The 19,349-nt window shown below is 43.1% G+C and carries 17 protein-coding genes; 2 read left to right on the top strand and 15 right to left on the bottom strand.

Annotation, left to right across the window (positions count from 1 at the left end; genetic code table 11):
• Positions 1–6: 6 nt before the first annotated feature.
• The 15 genes from V1501_RS08650 to V1501_RS08580 form a co-directional block, all read right to left on the bottom strand.
• On the bottom strand, positions 7–837 hold the full coding sequence (locus V1501_RS08650) for a R2-like ligand-binding oxidase (protein ID WP_409292621.1): 831 nt from the start codon (positions 835–837) through the stop codon (positions 7–9).
• 31 nt (positions 838–868) lie between these two features.
• A complete protein-coding gene (locus tag V1501_RS08645) occupies positions 869–2,047 on the bottom strand; it encodes an iron-containing alcohol dehydrogenase (protein WP_409292620.1) in 1,179 nt (392 codons plus the stop codon).
• Between the two features lie 16 nt (positions 2,048–2,063).
• The gene (locus tag V1501_RS08640) at positions 2,064–3,530 is read right to left on the bottom strand and encodes an aldehyde dehydrogenase family protein (protein ID WP_409292619.1); all 1,467 of its coding nucleotides are present in this window, start codon (positions 3,528–3,530) and stop codon (positions 2,064–2,066) included.
• Between the two features lie 79 nt (positions 3,531–3,609).
• Positions 3,610–4,953, bottom strand: coding sequence for an MFS transporter (locus V1501_RS08635; RefSeq protein WP_409292616.1), 1,344 nt, complete (start codon positions 4,951–4,953; stop codon positions 3,610–3,612).
• A gap of 123 nt (positions 4,954–5,076) precedes the next feature.
• A complete protein-coding gene (locus V1501_RS08630) occupies positions 5,077–5,865 on the bottom strand; it encodes an enoyl-CoA hydratase/isomerase family protein (RefSeq protein WP_409292615.1) in 789 nt (262 codons plus the stop codon).
• Between the two features lie 19 nt (positions 5,866–5,884).
• Positions 5,885–7,444 carry an AMP-binding protein gene (locus tag V1501_RS08625; RefSeq protein WP_409292613.1) on the bottom strand — a complete coding sequence of 520 codons (1,560 nt, stop codon included), beginning with the start codon at positions 7,442–7,444 and terminating at the stop codon, positions 5,885–5,887.
• Positions 7,445–7,459: 15 nt separating this feature from the next.
• Entirely contained in the window at positions 7,460–7,942 is a 483-nt protein-coding gene (locus tag V1501_RS08620; RefSeq protein WP_409292611.1) for a (2Fe-2S)-binding protein, read from the bottom strand.
• Positions 7,942–8,817, bottom strand: a complete 876-nt coding sequence (locus V1501_RS08615; protein ID WP_409292609.1) for an FAD binding domain-containing protein — start codon at positions 8,815–8,817, stop codon at positions 7,942–7,944. The genes V1501_RS08620 and V1501_RS08615 overlap by 1 nt, the downstream gene beginning before the upstream one ends.
• A gap of 20 nt (positions 8,818–8,837) precedes the next feature.
• Positions 8,838–9,293, bottom strand: coding sequence for an SRPBCC family protein (locus tag V1501_RS08610; RefSeq protein ID WP_409292608.1), 456 nt, complete (start codon positions 9,291–9,293; stop codon positions 8,838–8,840).
• A 13-nt stretch (positions 9,294–9,306) separates the two neighbouring features.
• Positions 9,307–11,721, bottom strand: coding sequence for a xanthine dehydrogenase family protein molybdopterin-binding subunit (locus V1501_RS08605; RefSeq protein WP_409292606.1), 2,415 nt, complete (start codon positions 11,719–11,721; stop codon positions 9,307–9,309).
• Positions 11,722–12,327, bottom strand: coding sequence for an NTP transferase domain-containing protein (locus tag V1501_RS08600; RefSeq protein WP_409292605.1), 606 nt, complete (start codon positions 12,325–12,327; stop codon positions 11,722–11,724).
• Positions 12,324–13,445 carry an XdhC family protein gene (locus V1501_RS08595; protein WP_409292603.1) on the bottom strand — a complete coding sequence of 374 codons (1,122 nt, stop codon included), beginning with the start codon at positions 13,443–13,445 and terminating at the stop codon, positions 12,324–12,326. The genes V1501_RS08600 and V1501_RS08595 overlap by 4 nt, the downstream gene beginning before the upstream one ends.
• A 15-nt stretch (positions 13,446–13,460) precedes the next feature.
• Positions 13,461–14,234, bottom strand: coding sequence for a helix-turn-helix domain-containing protein (locus tag V1501_RS08590; protein ID WP_409292602.1), 774 nt, complete (start codon positions 14,232–14,234; stop codon positions 13,461–13,463).
• A gap of 1,212 nt (positions 14,235–15,446) precedes the next feature.
• Positions 15,447–15,722, bottom strand: a complete 276-nt coding sequence (locus V1501_RS08585) for a hypothetical protein (RefSeq protein WP_409292600.1) — start codon at positions 15,720–15,722, stop codon at positions 15,447–15,449.
• A gap of 102 nt (positions 15,723–15,824) precedes the next feature.
• A complete protein-coding gene (locus V1501_RS08580; RefSeq protein ID WP_409292599.1) occupies positions 15,825–16,439 on the bottom strand; it encodes a hypothetical protein in 615 nt (204 codons plus the stop codon).
• 288 nt (positions 16,440–16,727) lie between these two features.
• Between V1501_RS08580 and V1501_RS08575 the strand changes: the two genes are divergently transcribed.
• Positions 16,728–18,377 (top strand): diguanylate cyclase domain-containing protein, encoded by a 1,650-nt coding sequence (locus tag V1501_RS08575; RefSeq protein ID WP_409292598.1) that lies wholly within the window; start codon positions 16,728–16,730, stop codon positions 18,375–18,377.
• A 168-nt stretch (positions 18,378–18,545) separates the two neighbouring features.
• Positions 18,546–19,340: a PAS domain-containing protein gene (locus V1501_RS08570; protein WP_409292596.1), complete on the top strand. Its 795-nt coding sequence runs from the start codon at positions 18,546–18,548 to the stop codon at positions 19,338–19,340.
• Positions 19,341–19,349 lie beyond the last annotated feature (9 nt).

Genomic DNA, 19,349 nt, shown 5'->3' with positions numbered 1-19,349 from the left:
ACCTCCTTAATTGTTCACCAAACTTCCAAAAATATCTTTCAGACGTCTATCGAATAACTTAGTCAACCGCTCACGTCCCCTCACTTCAGGGGGAGTTGGAACAACACGGCCATCGACTATAACCTCCTGATCGTAACGAATAAGGATAAATGGGAGGTATTCATCGTAAATCGCCCGGATTCTTACTGCATGTTTGGGATTTCTGGCCAATAGTTTTAACATGCGCAGACCAAAACCGACATGTCGTCCCTCATCCTCTTTAATTCTTGCAAATCCTTCTGCCAGTCCCGGGAACAATCCTTTGCTGCCGTAAACAGCTTCAAAGACATCATAACCCGACATTGCCTGGACTCCTTCAATGATTCCCTGGTAATGAGTCAATCCTTCCACAAGCGCCGCTTCGCGTTCTTCCTGTCCTGCATCCAAAGCGTCAAGCATCTGCCTGGCACGATCATCCAGCTTCTGTTGAACTAGGTTTTTCACACCTGGAATACGCTCACGACCCAATACTTCACTAAAATAACGCATAAAAAACTCTGTATGCTTAAATTCCTCCAATAGCTGAGTGCTGAGAAATGCTTGCTCCTCTGTGCTTGCTCCAAGCATGATCCAGGGACAAAATTTTAAAGCAACGTTTTCTTCTGCATCTAAAAATCCTGTACAGAAATGGATCAGATAATCCTTCAAGTCCTCATCAAGGGTTTCAAAATCTTTTTTATCTTGTTCTAAATCAATGGAAGCGGGATCCCATGTTCCAAATCGAATCGCCTTTCGATATAAATTCCAGGCGACTTCAGCCGTACTTCTATCAAGACCCGTAATCAATTCTTCACTCATTAACGATACCTCCCAATTTTTAATGGTGATATTAATAAACGCGCTTTAATAGCTCAAGCACTTCTGATTCAGAGGCTCTGCGCGGGTTGAACTTCATCATCCCGCTTTGAAAAGAATCCCTTGCGATAAAAGTCAGCTTTTCCTCGGGTACATTGACATCCCTTAGCCGGGTTGGAAGACCGATATCTTCAACCAACTTGGCTACAGCATAAGAAGCCCTTACTGCCAATTGTTCTTCATTGTCTGCCTTCTCGCCTAATAGTTCTGCGATTTTAGAAGCTTTATCGGGACGCATAGATGAATTAAATTCAACCACATGCGGAAGCAATAAACCGATAGCGACTCCATGAGGAACGTGACAATGCCCTGAAAGGGCGCTTCCAATGGCATGGGCTAAACCAAGAAAACCATTGTTAAAAGCCATACCCGCGAGCAAGCTTCCATGGGACATTCCACACCTCGCCTCTTCATCCTTCCCGTTTTTTACCGAGCGGCGGAGATGCGCAGCCACTATTCCTATCGCTTCTAGTGACAGAGCCGCCGATGCGGGCCGCGACCTTATAGAGAAATAGGATTCTATTCCGTGTGCGAGTGCATCTATACCTGACGCGGCAGTCATTGTCCGTGGTAAATTGATCGTTAGTTGTGGGTCGACTAGGGCTATGGTTGGTGCCATATGCTGACTAGTAACAGTCACCTTAACATTTTTCAACCAATCGGAGTAAACCCCGAATATGGTTACTTCACTGCCGGTTCCTGAGGTAGTAGGTATTGCTACCAGCGGAGTCGAAGGAGTGGTTCGTATTTTATCAATACCGGCATAATCACCGATGCTTCCGCCGTTGCTGGCAACGATCCGTATTCCTTTCGCCGTATCAATAGCACTTCCACCACCTACTGCTACGATGCAATCATAATCAGATGATAGGAACACTTCGGCCCCCCGGTTTATGGTCTCCAAACCTGGATCAGGCTCAACTTCTAAATAGGTTGTTGCATGAATGTTCGATGCTTGCAGGGTCTCTGTTAATTTTTGCAGGATCCCGGCAGATTCTACTCCCTTATCACTAACCAAAAACACGTTCTTGATTCCCAATTTGAGAAGCATCTCTCCAAGAAGCGAAGCTTTACCAATCCCAAACTCAATTAAAGTCGGGAGATGAAAAGAGAATTCAACTTCTGCCGCTTTCTGTATGCCGCTTATACTCACCTGGTTTTCCCCCTTCTTAATCAGTTTCTATGTGAACGTGTTTTGTTTCACAATATTCCATTAATCCATCTATCCCTCTTGTGCGGCCTAAACCGCTCTGTTTGTAGCCTCCAAATTCGGCTTCCGGAAAATTCTTATTGTACGTATTAATCCAGACAGTACCCGCCTTAATCCCCCTCGACATTTTCATTGCCCGGTTTAAATCCGATGTCCAGACACCAGCGGCCAGACCGAAGTCGCTGTCATTCGCTAATTGCAACGCTTCTTCATCCGTCGAGAAAGTTTGCACAACAAGCACAGGCCCGAAGATTTCTTCTTGTACCACTCGGCAGCTGGCGGGAAGTTCATCAATGATTGTCGGGCTGAAAAAATATCCCCTGTCATAGTCCTCTCCGGTCAATTGGTAGCCGCCTGTAATGATTCTGCCTTCCTGTCTGCCAATCTCACAATATTTCTGCACAATTTCAAGCTGGTTCTCTGAAGAAAGAGGTCCCATATCTGCATGTTCCATTATGCCGTTCCCAACCTGGAGCCCTTCTGCATATTCCTTCAACCGAGCTACCACTTCATCTTTAATCGACTCATGTATTAACACTCTTGACCCTGCCATGCAAATTTGGCCTGCGGAAATGAAAATAGATTTTCCGATGACTGGAATGGCTTTATCAAGGTTTGCATCTGCAAATACAACATTCGGTGACTTGCCTCCAAGCTCCAAAGCAATCTTTTTAATATTGGTTGCGCCCATTCCCATGATCGCTTTTCCTGTTGAGGTATCTCCAGTGAAACTGATCATATCAATCGTTTCGCTCGTCGCCATGGCGGCTCCAATCGAGCTGCCAGGTCCGGTGATGATGCTTACAATCCCTTTAGGAAATTCAGAAACCTCGTCTATCAGTTTGAATATTTCCACTGACACTGACGGAGTTAAGCTTGCGGGTTTTACAATGACACCGTTACCAGCTGCAAGAGCCGGGGCAAGTTCCCGGATCATTAAAAGAGCCGGCCAGTTCCATGGAGAGATAATTCCCACAACGCCAATTGGTTCTTTTACGATTACTCCAAGATTATTTGGCTCTAGTTGAATGGAACGTCCAAAAACTGTACGGGCAGCACCCGCAAAATATTTTAAAGTATCAATACAGCCGGAGATCTCTATCCGTGATTCACGGATGGTTTTCCCTTGTTCCCGTGTTAAGATTTGAGACAGTTCTTCCATTTTATCTGTCATTTTCTGAGCTAAACCAATTAGGGCTTCGTAGCGGCGCTTTGGGTTCACCGACCAATCACTGTCGAGATAAGTTTGGTGCACGGATTCAATTGTTTCCTTCACATCTCTCAAGTTGGATTTTTGGGAATAGCTAACCAGTTCACCTGTTGCCGGATTGTACGACTCAATCATTTCATTGGATGAAGACTCGACCCATTCTCCACCGATATAGTTGTAGTAAACCGGTATTTTCTTATCTACCGTTGTAGTCATTTTTCTCCTCCTAAACTTGATATCTACTATAAAAAAGGCAAGGGCAGGAACTATAGTTCCTGATCCCTACAATCAAATCCTATTTTAAATTCCCTTTGGTCTCCGGTATGATAACGCTTCCAATAATATAAATCAGATAAATACCGATGAAGAAATACATCAGAGTATGTGGAATGTTTTGAACTGACCCGCTTGCTAATGTGACAAATGTCGGCATCATGCCGCCCACTGCAAAGCCCATATTCCAGGAAAGTCCGGTACCAGTTGATCGAATGGAAGTTGGGAAACGTTCATTTAGAAAAATCAAGACGGGAGCATATGCAGCATTTCCTAAAAACACTACACACGCGGTATAGAGATATATGGAAGAAGTAGTTGATGCATCGGCTAATTGAAGGTAAAAGAATGGAAGCCCTACGACGTTTAACAATCCTATCCCGAGAAAAGTCTTCTTCCTTCCGATTATTTCGCTTAAATGTCCAACTAATAAGGCTGAAATAATAGTCACGATGCTTGAGGCAATGAGGATTCCTGACTTTGTGGCCGGCGATACATCGTTAATGATTGTTAGGAAGGTAGGAATGAAACCCGCCGTGAGATAATAACCGGCTCCGCCGCCAATCACGATCATGAGATTGACCAATAAAACTTTTATATAAGTTGTAAACAAGGTCTTAACTGGTTTTTGTTCGATTGTTTGATTCTTTGGTTTATTTTTTTTCTCCTCTTGGAGCTGTTTCCATAAAGGTGATTCATCTAGAGTTCGGAAGACAAAGAGGCCAGCGATAGCACCTATTAGACCTGTGAAAAACATTACTCTCCATCCCCATTCACCAAAAGCTTCACCAGGAAATATGGCCGATATGATGGTGAATGAGATTGAGGCGAATAAAGCTCCTAATCCTGCTCCGCCACCTCCTATGAGGCCTGACATTAAACCCCTTAACTTTGGAGGTGCAGATTCAGTTCCGATGGTATGAGTAGAGGCAACGACACCTCCGACAAATATGCCCTGGCAAAGACGAAGAAGCAAGAAGATTATCGTAGCGAATACGCCAATTTGGGGTACGGTTGGTAAGAGTCCAAAGACCGCGGTACTCAATCCGACACCCACTATGGCGACTGTCATCGCTTTTTTTCTTCCGTTTTTATCTGCATAGGAACCGAAAATAGCAGATCCGAGCGGTCTCATAAGTAATGTAACCGCAAAAGAAGCGTAAACCGCAGCCAGGGAGAGTGTCGGGTTGCTGCTAGGAAAGAATAACGCTCCAATAGTGGGGGTTACATACAAAAGAATAAAGAGATCATACAGGTCGAAGGACCATCCCAATAGTGATGCCATAGTTGCTGACATCAATTGTCGGTTCTTGCCCTTTTGAATAGCTAGATTTGTAACGACATCTGTTTGGACTGAGTTTGACATACGTGATCCCTCCACTCTTTTATTAGATAATTCATAATTTTTCCAACTTAAAAGACCGAAATTCGTCCTCGAATATTCAGGATATTACCCCCCGCAGCATATTGCGGGGGTACATTTGTGTGATTATTTCCCCGTAAAGACTGGTTTCCGCTTTTCTATGAATGCAGCCACACCCTCTTTGAAATCCTCCGTGCTTCTAAGCATTCCATACGCCCTGCCCTCTATTTCTAGGCCCGTGCTTAGGGGTCCTTCTTCCGCAGCGTTTAACACTTCTTTACATACACGCTGGGCTAATGGTGAAAATCTTGTCAACTCTTCAGCCAATTGAAGGACTTCGGCTTCCAGTTGATCTTTCGCAACTACTTTTGTCAGCAATCCCCACTGATACCCTTCCTCAGCAGGGATCCTTCTCGCCCTCATAATCATATCTTTGGCTCTCGTCAGACCGACTGCTTTTGCCACGCGCTGGGTTCCCCCGCTGCCTGGTATCATCCCTAAATTCATTTCAGGGAGACCAAGAAGTGTATCATCTGCAGCAATCCTGAAATCACATGCCATGGCGATTTCGAAGCCAACCCCGAAGGTAAAACCCTGGAGCTGGGCAATTACAGGTTTAGGTGAACGTTCTGGTGCTGCAACATTAACTCTTAAGCGTGATAGCTCTTCTGGATGGGCTTCCATAAATTGAGGGATGCTTCCTCCCGCGCTGAAGGCTTTATCCCCTTCGCCTTTAACAATGATAACCCTTACATTTTCATCCATATTTAATTCATCGAAGATTTTTGAAAACTGTCCCCGGGCAGTCATACTGATATAGTTCATTTTTTCAGGACGGTCAAAAATAATGGTAGCGATTTGTTTCTCACTGTTTTTTTCAACTCTGATATGATCGTATTTTGTTGCAGTTTCCATTTGGAATTCCCCTTTCGTATTACCCTACTATTTTATTTCCACTAAAATATAATTCAATTTCTCCATCTCTTATCTTCCGGCGAAGAATCTTGCCGACTGGACTTTTTGGGATTTGTTTTAAGAACACGTAATTTCGCGGTCTTTTGAAATTGGATAGTTTTGCGTTGCTTTTGCAATATTCATCAAGCTCCTGTACAGTGATGCTTGGATCGGATGGCACGATAAATGCAGCCACGATCTGTCCCCAGCGGTCATCCTCTTCCCCGACAACGGCAACCTCCGAAACCTTAGGATGCTTAGAAAGGACATCTTCTACTTCCAGCGGATGAATGTTCTCTCCCCCAGAGATGATCATGTCATCGACTCTTCCGACCACAAACAAGTCTCCATCATCATCGACCACACCCAGATCACCAGTGAAGTACCATCCTTCACGTATGGCCTTTTGGGTAGCAAGTGGTTTATTCCAATAGCCCTTAAATGCCTCATTAGAATCAAGATTTATGATGATTTCCCCAATTTCTCCCTTACCAACCTTATGGTGTGGCAGTGAATTTCCTTCAGCGTCAGCCTTAACAAGCCGGACGTTTTGGTGGAGGCCGGGTTTGCCGGCACACCCTGGTTTTTGGTGGACATATGGACAAATGGTAAACGTATAGATTTCAGTGCTTCCGTAATGGTTCACGAACACTTTTGGCTTAAATCGATTCATACATCTTTCAGTTAGCGCCGTTGTCATGGATGCCCCCGCATATCCGATTTTTTCAAGTTTGTCTAACGGGTAGTTTTCAAAGTCCTTGTGGCTTAATATGTCGTGATACAGGGTGGGAACTAAATAAAGGGATGTAATTTCTTCTTTACTTAGTAATTCAAGTGCCTCCTTTGCATCGAAATCCGGCAGGACAACATATTTTCCATTCAAGAAAGCGATTGAAAGTAGAGACCGCATCCCCATGGTGTGGTATAGAGGCATGGTGCCCAATGTACTTTCCCTGTCTGTATATTGATTTTGGATAATATGGGCAATCGCTGCGGAGTACTCATTCTTATGGCTTCTTGGCACACCCTTAGGCAGGCCGGTTGTTCCTGAAGTATAAAGCATCAATGCGATGTCCTCATCATGGATAACCGGTTCATTAAAGCTGCCTGGGCTTCTATCAACGAGCTCCTGATAATAGATATCAGCACCCTCTACAGCACCTAACCCTATTAAAATAGGATTTCCTTCAAAGGCTGCATTTAGAACGGCATCCTGGCTGCCTCTTTCATAAACGACTGCTTTTGATTCTGCGTCGTTGACACAATACTCCACTTCTTTGGCCGACAGTCTATGGTTAATAGGAGTATATACTGCTCCGAGCTTTTGAATAGCCCAGTATAGCACGATGTTTTCTAATCTGTTTTTTAAAACAAGTATCACGCGGTCATGCTGTTTGATCCCCATACGTTGTAAAGAGGCCGCAACCTTAATACTTTCTTTATTAAGCTGGTTATACGTGTATCTCTTTTCACCTTCCACTAAAGCGATCCGGTTTGGATATCGTTCAACCACAAATGCAAACATGGTTGATAGGTTCATAGATTCAACTCCCTTCTAAGAGATCGTCTCTTTATTTTCCTTAACTGTTTTTTCGATGGCTTTTAAAATGCCATCATATCCTGTACACCTGCAGAGATGGCCGGAAAGCATTTCTTTTAATTCTTTGGTGGTTGGTTCAGGGTTTTTTGACAGATAGTCGGAAGTAGACATTAAGATTCCAGGCGTACAAAAACCACATTGTAATCCATGGCACTCTTTAAAGTTTTTTTGCAGCGAGCTAAGCTCTCCATTGGGGCTAAGTCCTTCTACGGTCTGAATTTCGAGACCTTCTGCCTGTACGGCAAACATTAAACAGCTTCGTACAGCTGAACCATTTACAATGACTGTACAGGAACCGCATACACCATGCTCACACCCTACATGGGTTCCCGTAAGTCCACAATTCTCGCGGATGAAGTCAGTTAATAAGATTCTTGATTCAACTTCCTCAACAACCGCCTTTCCATTTATGGTAAGCCTCACTTGATGAACTCCCATTAAGTTGACCTCCTCGCGCGTGTGTAAGCGGATTCAAGAGTTCGTTTCGTCAAAACTGCGGCGAGATGTCTCCTATAGTCCGCTGAAGCATGCAAATCCGATTCAGGATCTACAGCATCTGCCACAATATCAGCTACCTTTTCGAGAAGTGACTCGGAAATCTGTTCCCCACACATGATGTTATTAGCCTCTTCTACTAAAAGGGGCACTGCTTCGACGCCACCCAAAGCAAGCCTGATTCTGGATATTTTATTCTGATCATCCAAAGCCAACTGACATGCTGCAGCAACCAAGGCGAAATCACCGTGCCGGCGGGATATTTCGTTAAAGGAATAACCCACCCTTCCTTCCCAAACCGGAATATGTACCTCGGTTAGAAGCTCAGTTGGCATGAGGTCTGTCGTCAAATAAGTAACGAAGAAATCCTCCACCTCCACCTTCCTTGTCTCCTCCGTAGAAGCGATTAGTATGGAACCACCAGAAGCCATTAAAGAAAGTGGAATTTCTGCGCTAGGATCCGCATGGACTAAGCTGCCTCCAAAGGTACCCCTGTTCCTTGTCTGAACATGCCCAATGAACGGGACGGCTTCGCCGAGAAGACCGCTCTTTTCCTTTATGAGGGAAGAAGCTTCAACACGGCTTTGTCTTGTTAACGTTCCAATCTTTATTGTTTCGTTCTCAAACTCTATAAAATCCAGATCGCTTATGTGATTGATATCAATCAGACAATCAGGTGTTGAAAGCCTCATATTCATGATGGGGACCAAACTCTGCCCTCCAGCGAGGATTTTCCCATCAAACCCTGACTCGTCAAGCAAAGAAAGAGCGGATTCTACAGTCTTTGGACGGTAATACTCAAATTTTGAAGGTTTCAAATTCTATCCTCCCTTCTTTCTCAAGCTTTAGATTCAATTCTTTTTAACTCATTGGCCAGTTTCTTGAAAAAATCCTGTATGATCAATTTAGCGACACCGCCCAGCATCCTTTGGCCAATCATCGCTACCTTCCCTCCAACTTCCGCCTCGTATGAATAGGCGAGTTCAGTGGAGGTCTCATTAAGTGGTCTAAGGTCGATAATGCCTGTAGCTTCGACATTCCCTGGCCCGCCTTCGCCCTTGACGATTAGCTTGTAATGCTTGGGTTTTTGTAGATCGGCGATCTCAATCGTAGATTCATATTTTCCTTTTACAGCTGCAATCCCGATTGATAGCTCGGCGTTATACTTATTTTCAGCTTCTAACTCCAGCTTTTTACATCCCATGATGCATTTTTGCAATACCTCCGGGTCAAGCAGTACGTCCCATGACTTTTCAATTCCCGCATCCAATTTCAACGTTCCTTGTCCATTCATATACTCACCTCGTTTATGTGTTGTGAACCTTTTGTTCCGAAAGCAGCTTCCAAATTTTATTTGGGCTTAACGGTAAAGAATCTATTGTGACACCAAATGGTTTTAAAGCGTCACTTACCGCATTTGCAATCGCTGCGGGTGCACTCATTGTATTTCCTTCTCCTAGCCCTTTTGCTCCAAGCGGAGTAACAGGCGATGGGGTTTCAATGTGCTTAATGGTGATATTCGGTATTTCCGGTGCAGTCGGACAGAGATAATCCATAAAGGTGCCTGTTAGGAATTGTCCTTTGTCATCATAGGCAAGTTCTTCGTATAACGCTCCGCCTAGTCCATGGACTAGGCCGCCATATATCTGCCCATCCACAATTAAGGGATTTAACAGTTTACCGGCATCATGTATGGTGATATAGTCCAGGATCTTTATTTCACCGGTCTCTGCATCAATTTCAACTGTTACCATATCTGCTACAAATCCATAGGTGATGGAGGAATTAATTAAATCATTTTCATCCGGTGGTTCTGCTATTTTAGCTGTATAATAGTACGTCTCATATATTCCGGGTTCCATTCCCTCAGGTAGAGATAATGGGTTCCAATGTGCTGAACCGGCTGCTCTTTTTAACGGCCACCGTATAGAAGAATCATTTTTTGAAACAATGGCTGCATTCTCTATATCAAGATCCTCTTCAGGAACCTGAAGATGACGGGCACCAATCTTTAATAGTTTTTTCTTCACTTTTTGGGCCGCCAGATACACTGCACTAGAACCAAGCGAGGCAAATCGACTAGAATAACTTCCGGAAGCAATGGACCAAGGACTTGTTGAAGTATCAAGCTCAGCTACTACATTAATTTGTTCCGTCGGAATTTGCAGAACATCCGCAACTATTTGGGCGCTGACCGTCTCATGGCCCTGGCCAGTCGGTGCAGTACTGATCCTCACATTTACATATCCCATAGGATCCATAGAAACTGTCGCCGCTTCCGTGCAACCAGATTTCGGCAGGGATGCTGCTCTTTCTTCTGGGGTTAGAGCAATTGTAATGTAACCCATATTCGACCCTGAAGGTTCAACAATACAAGCGAGGCCTACACCTAAAATCCTTCCCTGTCTTCTGGCATCTGCCTGCTTTTTCCTGAATTCCTCATACTTCCCGGTATCTAACGCAAGTTGAAACGCCCTCCCATAATCTCCGCTATCATAGATTCCGCCGGACGCAGTCTGGTATGGAAATTGTTCGGACATTATTAAATTTCTTTGAATGACTTCCGCCGGATCTAAATCAAGTTTAAAAGCAATCATTTGAACAATCCGTTCCAATGGAAAATAGAGTTCCTGGCCTCCATATCCCCTTATCAACCCGGTCGGTAATTTATTTGTCATGACAACAAACCCATCGATCATCAAGTTAGGAATATCATATGCTCCTGTAGTATTTGCATGGGTTCGATAAAGGCAGGCTGGTTCTGGAACACGAATATATGCTCCGACATTATCCAGCATCTTCATCTTAAGACCAAGGATTTTACCATCCTCTTTTACGGCGGCTTCAATAAAGGTTACCCTGTCTGTTCCACTAGAGCTTGCTGACAAATGTTCTTGCCTGTCTTCTATCCATTTGACAGGACAGCCAACGATCCGGCTTGCCACTGCTAAAAGAACCATGTACGGAAAGGTACCTGCCTTAATTCCGTAGCTTCCCCCGATATCTTTTGGGACAATGATTCTGAGTCTATTACTAGGGATTCTTAATGCTCCTGCCATTACAGACTGAATGATGAAGGGTCCGTGAAAGTTAGCATGAATGGTGTACTTGTCTGAACTATGTTCATATTCGGCAATAATCCCATACGTTTCGACAGGAGTAGCTGAATATTTTGGGAAATGGAATTTATGGGCAATGATTCGGTCCGCCTCATTGAAAGCACGGTCTACATCCCCGTAATGAAAGGATCGATGGTTTGCTATATTCGATCCTACATTTTCATGAAGCAATGGTGCATCTTCTTCAATGGTCTTTTCTATATCAACTATCGCTTCAAGCGGTTCATATTTTACCTTTACCAGTTCGGCTGCATCTTCTGCCACATACCTGTTTTTTGCGATAACTACGGCAACTGGTTCTCCCACATACCGCACTTTGTCTATGGCGATGGGATAATATTTTACAGGGGCACTTACACCTACGCTAAAGGGATTCAAGTACGCTTCAACTTCTTTACCAGTTATAATTCCTTTAATTCCTGGAACTAGTAAGGCTTCTGACACGTCAATCGACTTTATGATGGCGTGAGGGTATGCACTTCGAACAATTGCTGCGTGCGCTGTGTTTGGCGGTACACCAATATCATCAATGTACTTCCCTTGTCCGGTTAGCAATCTTGCATCTTCTACTCGGGTTACTGAGCTGCCAATACCATTATTCATCTAACTGACCTCCTCCCGAAGTAATTCCTGATAATCTGTTTGTGTATCAATGTCAGGCGTCAAATTTATTTCCATTTTTGAATAATACACTTGGTGTTCATATTTTTTGATTATGGATTTACCGCCTTCATCGCCATCTACAAGGTGCAGTTCAGAAAAAAGGCGCCTATCAAATAAAACCGGATGTCCTTTTTGATTTTTATAGCTTGATTGAACAATCAACGGTAATTCCGTGTGTTTAGAATAATCTTGTATGACTCTATCAATTTCTCGTGTTGTTATTAACGGCATGTCACCGAGCAAGAACAGTGCGGCTGTTGTATCAGAAGGCAGGGAGAGTAATCCTAGCTTTATGGAACTAGACATTCCCTCACTGGCCTTTTCGTTTAGAATAACCTTTTGTATACCAGGTACCATTGCTTCCGTTAATAGATCGGGAATATCAGGGTTTACTACCACCGAAATTCCGGATAAGCCCGAGTTTAGACCATGCTCTATCACATGACCCAATATGGATTTACTTTTAAAGGGAAGCAGGAGCTTTGCAGTTCCCATTCGCCTGGAGAATCCTGCTGCAAGAATAATGCCCCATATTTTATTGTTCACGGCATCGATACGGCTTCACGCTCCTTCTCAGCACCCAATGGAGGTCCGCCTTTCACCTTGCTCAATTTATGACCAGATCCACCACGGTGAACAAGCATGATTTCAGCTAAAATGCTTAACGCAATTTCTTCAGGGGTTTTTGAACCCAAATCCAATCCGATCGGGCCATGAATTTGATGAAGCTTTGTATTGGCACCAAGAGTCTCACTTGTCCTAATCAATTGATCTGTTCTTTTTCTTGGCCCAAGCACTCCTATATAGGACGGATCCATTTTTAATATGCCTTCTAGAATGATCTGGTCTTGTATAAAGTTGTGTGTCATCAGGACGACATAGGAATTTTGATTGATGTCTATTTCAGGAACCTTTCCAGCACGATATACCACTAGCATATCAGCTTCCGGAAACTTCTCCTTTGTAGCAAATGCCGTTCTATAATCCAATACGGTAACATGCCAATTTAATGTTTTTGCTATCCGCACCAATGGAATGGCATCTGGCCCGGCACCAAATACCACAAGTTTAGGGGCTGGTTCAGTAAATTCATAGAAGACCTCGAGATTGAATTTTCCCCCTACAAAGGATAGGTAATTCTTATGTGTAAGCCTTACACCGTTGTAGTCTTGAAGGATTTCTTGAAATGGAATGTTCGGAATTTCTTCGGATTCGGGGTCAACAACCCATGATGTCCCAATCAACGATATATCATTAGAATCTACTATGGTAATTCTGTGGAGAGGTTTCGTTTGTGTTGATAAAAAAAATTGGTCAATGACAGCTGCCTTTCTTTTGCTATCAGATGGAAGATAAGGCTCCAAAAAAATGTTCAGCTTTCCGTTGCAGCCCAAACCTAATCCCCACACGAGATCACCCTCATCTTGAAAATCATACTGAATGATCCTAGGAACCCCCGTAGCTAAAATTTCTTGGATATATTCCTTTAAGTCCCCTTCCACACAGCCACCGCTTAATAAGCCTGTTAAGATTCCATCTTCACTGATAAAGCATTTAGCTCCGCTTTTTTGATAGGTGGAACCTTTGGTCGAAATAATTGTCCCTATTATGCCTCTTAGTCCGTTACGTTTACATCTTTGTAACTCCTTGTAAATCTCCATCATCAGTTCACCTCCCTATTAGCTTGTAATTGTCACCCCAGAGTCCCAATGAAATTGTTCCCGATACTCGGTCGGCGTTTTTCCCACTAATTTTTTGAAGGCTGTAGCAAAATAGCTTGAATTGGCAAAGCCCGTATTATTCGCAATTACTTCAATTGGCAGTGACGATAAGCGAAGCATACCTTTCGCTTTTTGAACCCTAACGAACGTTACATACTCAATAAAGGTCATTCCCGTTTCTTCCTTAAATAGCCGGCTGAAATAGGATTGACTAAGGTAAACCCTATTGGAAATACTCTTCAAAGTTAATGGTTCCCCATAGTTCAGTTGAATGTACTGGATGGCACTCTCGATAGGATTTTTTAAATCTGTTACAAACTCACCAGAGGTATTATTAATCCCATAATGGACCTGAGTGCTGATTTCAGGAGGAAGGACCCTGTCAAACGTTTCAATGAGTTCATTCTTTGAGAGCGGTTTCAATAAAAAAGCAGAAAAACCTGAGTTCATCGCTTTTTGAACTAAATCAAACATTTTCAACTGGGTGATAACAATAATCGGCAAAGTTGGATATAGTTGAAGAGCCGTCCTCCCAAAATGAATACCATCCATATCAGGTAACGATAAATCCATAATTAGTGCACTTGGCTGACTTTGCTTTAGAAGCAGCGATCCTCTTTGAACGGTACTTGATTCATAAATGTTCAGAAAATGATATTTACTGTCCCTCAAAATAGAACATATCTCTTGCCTTGCCATTTGGTCGTTATCCACAATAAGCAATTCAGACAATCATTTCTCCTCCTATTTGAATCTTATTAAAAAGTAAATGAAAGCGGTTTCAATTTATTCTTTTGTTGATTTAAAATTTATGCTATTTTTTAGAATTTTCTAACTATTTTTATCGTATTTTATCATACACCCAGCCGGTTTTAATTTTTTGCTTTTCACCTTTTAAATATTTCTTTTCATCCCATCTATAGTTCTTTATTACGTTCAGAAAAAAAAGATGGCTCATTTAGACCATCTTTCTTTCTAATATGAGGGCAAAAACCGTGTCTCATCAGATAGGGTCGATTTCCTTTGCTCCCTTGATGACCCATACCACCAGCTTTGCCTCTTCTCTAGGGGTTCCTATTTGTTCCGATGGTTCTCTTTTAGGCAAAGATGTACCATACTCATCCCTTATAAAAATTGGCCAATGAGTTCTTACTTCTTTAATTTACCTAATAAGTCGGATAAACTTTCAACCGTATTGAAGAAGTGGTTATTGTGCTCTTTTTTACGCATCCTTTCGGATATGGCATACATTAGAGTATGGCTATAAATTACTTAGAGGGAAAATAAAAATATGAGTTCACTACTTGTTTCTTTAGAACAATATCGGACGGCTAAGGATTAAAAATAAAATTCGCAAACACGAGGAACAGCTACTATAATGCTGTTTAGAAATACTTGCGCATCTTTCCAGCGGTCCAGGAATTTATTATGTTATCGAATGTTAGTGGTGAGGATTAATTTAAGGTTTAACGAAGCCATTTACCTAAGTCCGTCCCATCAGTTAGTCTTTATATTATGTTCTGTTGGATTTTGAAAGATTGCATGAGCCATACACTTTTTCCTTCTTTTTATAGATGATCCTCTATGGAATTTGAAATGGCGACACACGACCAGGATGAGTAGAAAATTATCGAAAGATATTTAAACAATCATATGAATAGGCAAGGATTAAATTTCGTTAAACTAGCTTTTTATTTGATTTTATAAAAGAAATTTGTTGTCTCTACTAAAAAATGGCTACCCATCATAGGTAGCCACTTCAGGCTGTCGACAAAGTCGATAACCATTTTTTATAATTGCTAACTTATCAAATATATAGTGCCTTTGCCATAGGGAATCAACCAAATTAGGAACTAAAAAAGGAACAAAGCCCTCTTTTTGAAAAAAGGGGTCTGTCTACAATCTCAGGCCGAATCATAATGACCCGGCCTTTCTGTGAAACCATTATTGAAATCTTTGTGAGCTTGCATTATTGTACACATCCTGTGTTTCTTCGAGTGCATGCTGCACCTTCATGGCAGCTTCCGTCAGCTTGTCTGCCATCTGGTCTTTTACTTCAGAATGATTATCCTTCACCTGTGCCAGCATATCCACCGTCTGCTTACGGGTTCTTGAATCAAACAAAGTCAATAGAGTACCGGCAATCCCGCCCAGCAAAATTCCTCTTAAAAATAGACTCCTATTGTTAACGTTTTTTACTTTCCCTACTCTTCGTGCCATTTACATCACCTCTTAATGATAGCTATATTGATGTATATAACCTAAAGGCATGAAAGTGAAACATGGGGGACAGTCTCCCAATTCCCAATTGATTACGGACTTTTAGTCAGTGATAAGGCTCTTTTTTTCGTTTGTGATATAACGGTATGTTTTTCCATCCGCGGGGGCTCCCCTGTCGGTAAAGATGAATTCCAGCTGGAAGTCAGCGGCTGTTAATGGTTTTTTGCTGGAGAATAAGTAGTAGAGCCCGTCTTTAAGGTTGGAACCGGACTGTGATATGAACACTGGAGACGAAGCATTCAGCTTAAAGGCATCAGCCTCTTTATCCGGCAGTGCCCCTGCTGAAAGCTTAAGGATGCTGTACGGTTCGATTCTTAATTTTTTCTGATCATCTGTCAAATCTTTCTCCTGTATTTGTATACCATAATGATAATCCTGTCTGCTCTCATTGTAATATTCGCAAATGCTGTAGAAAATGTTATTGATTCCGCTGCCTGATATGATAGTGCTTGTTTTCGTAAAGGATATTCTATTTTCTCCGAGATTCTGCAGGTCCCTGATGTTCTTGCTCAGCTCAACAGCTGCAGCCTTGGACTTCTGCCGGTCTTCCACGGGTGGCCTGGTTGCTTTGGACACCGTTTTTCCAGTTTTAAAAAAGGCAATGACTAATATGGCACTAAGCAGAAAAATAAGGGTATACCATTTTTTCTTTGTCAAGACACCACTCTCCCTTCACTAAATTTTACCAGAAAGTTCTTTATCCTTATATATCAAAAAATATTCATTCCCGCTGTTTTTTCACGCCTTCCCTATTACGTTCCTGTTTTTTGTACAACCCTTGTATAATTTTACACAATTTGCCTTTTCTCTCTTCTTAAACCTGCACTTAAGCAAAGTATTATTTACCTCATTACTATAAACAGCTTATTTAATTTGCCGATATACTTATAGGATATAAGTCTTGTATAATGGATTTCGTAACCAGGACTTTAGGAGGAAACATCATTGAATATTAGATTACGGACATTTGTCGCCTTTATTATTACTATTGTAATATTAGGGCTAGCCGGTGTGCTTGCGTTCACAATCGGCCGGCATTCCGGGGAAAAGGTTAAGGCGGAGATCGGTAATACGTTGTCTGCCGCTGCTTATCAGATGGGAGACAAGCTGGATTTCTTTATGTGGTCCCGTGCAGGAGAAATTGAAATAATCAGCGAGCTTGCGGACATCCGGGATTTTGAGGATCCCGCCCGAATCAAAAAGCAGCTGGATCAGCTAAAGGCAAGCTTCCCTGCCTTTTCCTGGGTGGGCTTAACGGATAGTGATGGCAAGGTGACCGCTTCCACCGGAGATATCCTTACCGGTGTCGATATTTCCAAGCGTCCGGTCTATCAGGAAGGCATAAAAGGAAAATTTATAGGAGATGTGCATGATGCCGTCCTCCTGGCCCAAAAACTGCCAAATCCGACAGGCGAACCGCTGCAATTCGTCGATATCGCGAAGCCTGTTGTGGGGAGCGGCGGTGAACTGAGAGGAGTACTGGCAGCCCATTTAAGCTGGCAGTGGTCCCGGGAGGTTCAGGAGGATATTGTTAAACCTTACAAGGAAGAAATGAAAGAAGCAGAAATTTTCGTGGTAAGCAAAACGAATAATACCATTATCCTGGGCCCGAAAGTCATGGTCGGGAAACCGCTGAACATTGATGCCGTTACAACGGCGCAAAAAGGTTTGAATAACTGGAGTGTGGAAGAATGGCCTGATGGGAAAAGATACCTGACCGGCTATGCCTATGGAGACGGCTACAAGGACTATGCGGGCCTAGGCTGGTCGGTTCTGGTGAGGATTCCGGAGGAAAAAGCATTCCTGCCAGTCAAGGAGCTCCAGGCTTCCCTGCTTAAAATGGGATTGGCTGCCTCCCTGCTTTTTGGCCTCATCAGTTTCTTTTTGACCAGCTTCATCACAAGGCCGCTCCTCAGAATTTCCGATGCCGCCAATCAGCTTCAGGCAGGAAAAAAAGTGGATATCCCCCTTTTCAGGGGGATAAGAGAAATGAGCATCCTCTCATCATCGCTCGACAGACTGGTCAAAACGATGACCCAGGCTGAAACAGAGCTCGGACGGATGGAGACCCTTGCCCATCATGATGCATTGACAGGGCTCCGCAACCGGATCGCACTCGATACATACTTGGAAAAAGCCAGGCACCTGGCCATCGAAGGCAGGAGGGAAATTTTATTCCTATATCTTGATTTGGACGAATTCAAACAGGTTAATGATGTATTTGGCCACCATACCGGCGACCTTCTGCTGAAGCTTGCTGCCGAAAGGCTGATCGATTGTATTTCCGGGGAAGACGCTGTCTTCCGGCTTGGCGGAGATGAATTTCTTGTGGTACTCTCCTGCTCAGAAGAAGAACCCATCAAGGAGGGAGCTCTGACAGCAGAAGCAATCATCAGCAGGCTCTGCCAGCCTTTTTACCTTCAGGATAAAAAGCCTGTCTTTGTGGGCTGCAGTATCGGTGCAGCACTTTGGCCAAAGACTGACGAAGACCCGATCAAGCATATCCGCTCTGCAGATGAAGCCTTGTATATATCCAAACGGACAGGAAAAAACAAACTGAGCTTTCATAATGAAAACCAGCGTCGCTCCGGCTGAGAGCCGATGCTGGTTTTTTCTTTTTTGCAGACTTTTACGAGATCTTCCCGGCATCGAACTGTGATGTGGAACACCTGCCCTTCCAAGGAGAGCTTATGTCAAATTTATCGTTTTCTTTATACGTTTATGGTAAGGTCGATATATAGCTAATGATTTAGGGGTGATAATTTGTTAAGCCATCAGCACTCTTCTGCGTACCAAAACCTGGCTCTTCTGCATTCGGCCCTGGATGCCTCACAGACAGGAATTGTCATTACAGACCCGGATCTTCCTGATAATCCCATCATTTATGTGAATGAAGGATTCTGCCGCATAACAGGGTATGATTTTGAAGATGTAGTCGGGAAAAACTGCAGATTCCTTCAGGGTTCCATGACTAAGGATTCCGATGTTGAACTTATCCGGAATGCTTTGAAGGATTATAAATCAGCTTCACTCAATCTGCTGAATTACCGTAAAAACGGTGAAATCTTTTATAATCAATTAACCATTGATCCCGTTTATAATGAAAGCGAACAGAAATATTATTTTGTCGGTGTCCAAAAAGATATTACCAAGGAAGTCAGCTATCAGGATGAACTTCGAGCGGCACTCGAGGAAATTGAAGAACTCTCTACTCCCATTGTGCCGATCGAGGATGGAATATCTGTCATTCCCCTGATCGGAACTCTATCAGACCGGCGCGTGGACATACTTTATTCCACTCTTTCCAATCATCATACTTTTAACAGAGATCAATACCTCCTGCTCGATTTATCGGGAATCGCTGCATCCAACAGCCGGTTTGCCCATCATATTGGATCCCTACAAAAATGGCTCAGCCTGCTTGGCACAGAGCTCGTACTTTCCGGCATCTCGCCTGAAGCAGCCATCAGGTTGGTTAAACATACTGAAGATCTGTCTCATATCAAGGTATATCAGGATATAAAGACAGCAATCAAAAAGCTCCGGCCGCCGGCCTAAAAAAACGCC

It is taken from the genome of Paraperibacillus esterisolvens, assembly GCF_046237625.1.
GTDB lineage: Bacteria > Bacillota > Bacilli > Bacillales > DSM-1321 > Paraperibacillus > Paraperibacillus esterisolvens.
Note: the sequence above shows the minus strand (reverse complement) of the source record. Positions and strands in the feature narration are given on the sequence as shown.

Excerpts from the sequence above, each read along its gene's own strand:
- V1501_RS08595 (WP_409292603.1), bottom strand. The coding sequence starts at position 13,445 with ATGATGGAGATTTACAAGGAGTTACAAAGATGTAAACGTAACGGACTA.
- V1501_RS08585 (WP_409292600.1), bottom strand. The coding sequence starts at position 15,722 with ATGGCACGAAGAGTAGGGAAAGTAAAAAACGTTAACAATAGGAGTCTA.
- V1501_RS08650 (WP_409292621.1), bottom strand. The coding sequence starts at position 837 with ATGAGTGAAGAATTGATTACGGGTCTTGATAGAAGTACGGCTGAAGTC.
- V1501_RS08610 (WP_409292608.1), bottom strand. The coding sequence starts at position 9,293 with ATGAATGGACAAGGAACGTTGAAATTGGATGCGGGAATTGAAAAGTCA.
- V1501_RS08625 (WP_409292613.1), bottom strand. The coding sequence starts at position 7,444 with ATGAACCTATCAACCATGTTTGCATTTGTGGTTGAACGATATCCAAAC.
- V1501_RS08635 (WP_409292616.1), bottom strand. The coding sequence starts at position 4,953 with ATGTCAAACTCAGTCCAAACAGATGTCGTTACAAATCTAGCTATTCAA.
- V1501_RS08630 (WP_409292615.1), bottom strand. The coding sequence starts at position 5,865 with ATGGAAACTGCAACAAAATACGATCATATCAGAGTTGAAAAAAACAGT.
- V1501_RS08605 (WP_409292606.1), bottom strand. The coding sequence starts at position 11,721 with ATGAATAATGGTATTGGCAGCTCAGTAACCCGAGTAGAAGATGCAAGA.
- V1501_RS08640 (WP_409292619.1), bottom strand. The coding sequence starts at position 3,530 with ATGACTACAACGGTAGATAAGAAAATACCGGTTTACTACAACTATATC.
- V1501_RS08620 (WP_409292611.1), bottom strand. The coding sequence starts at position 7,942 with ATGGGAGTTCATCAAGTGAGGCTTACCATAAATGGAAAGGCGGTTGTT.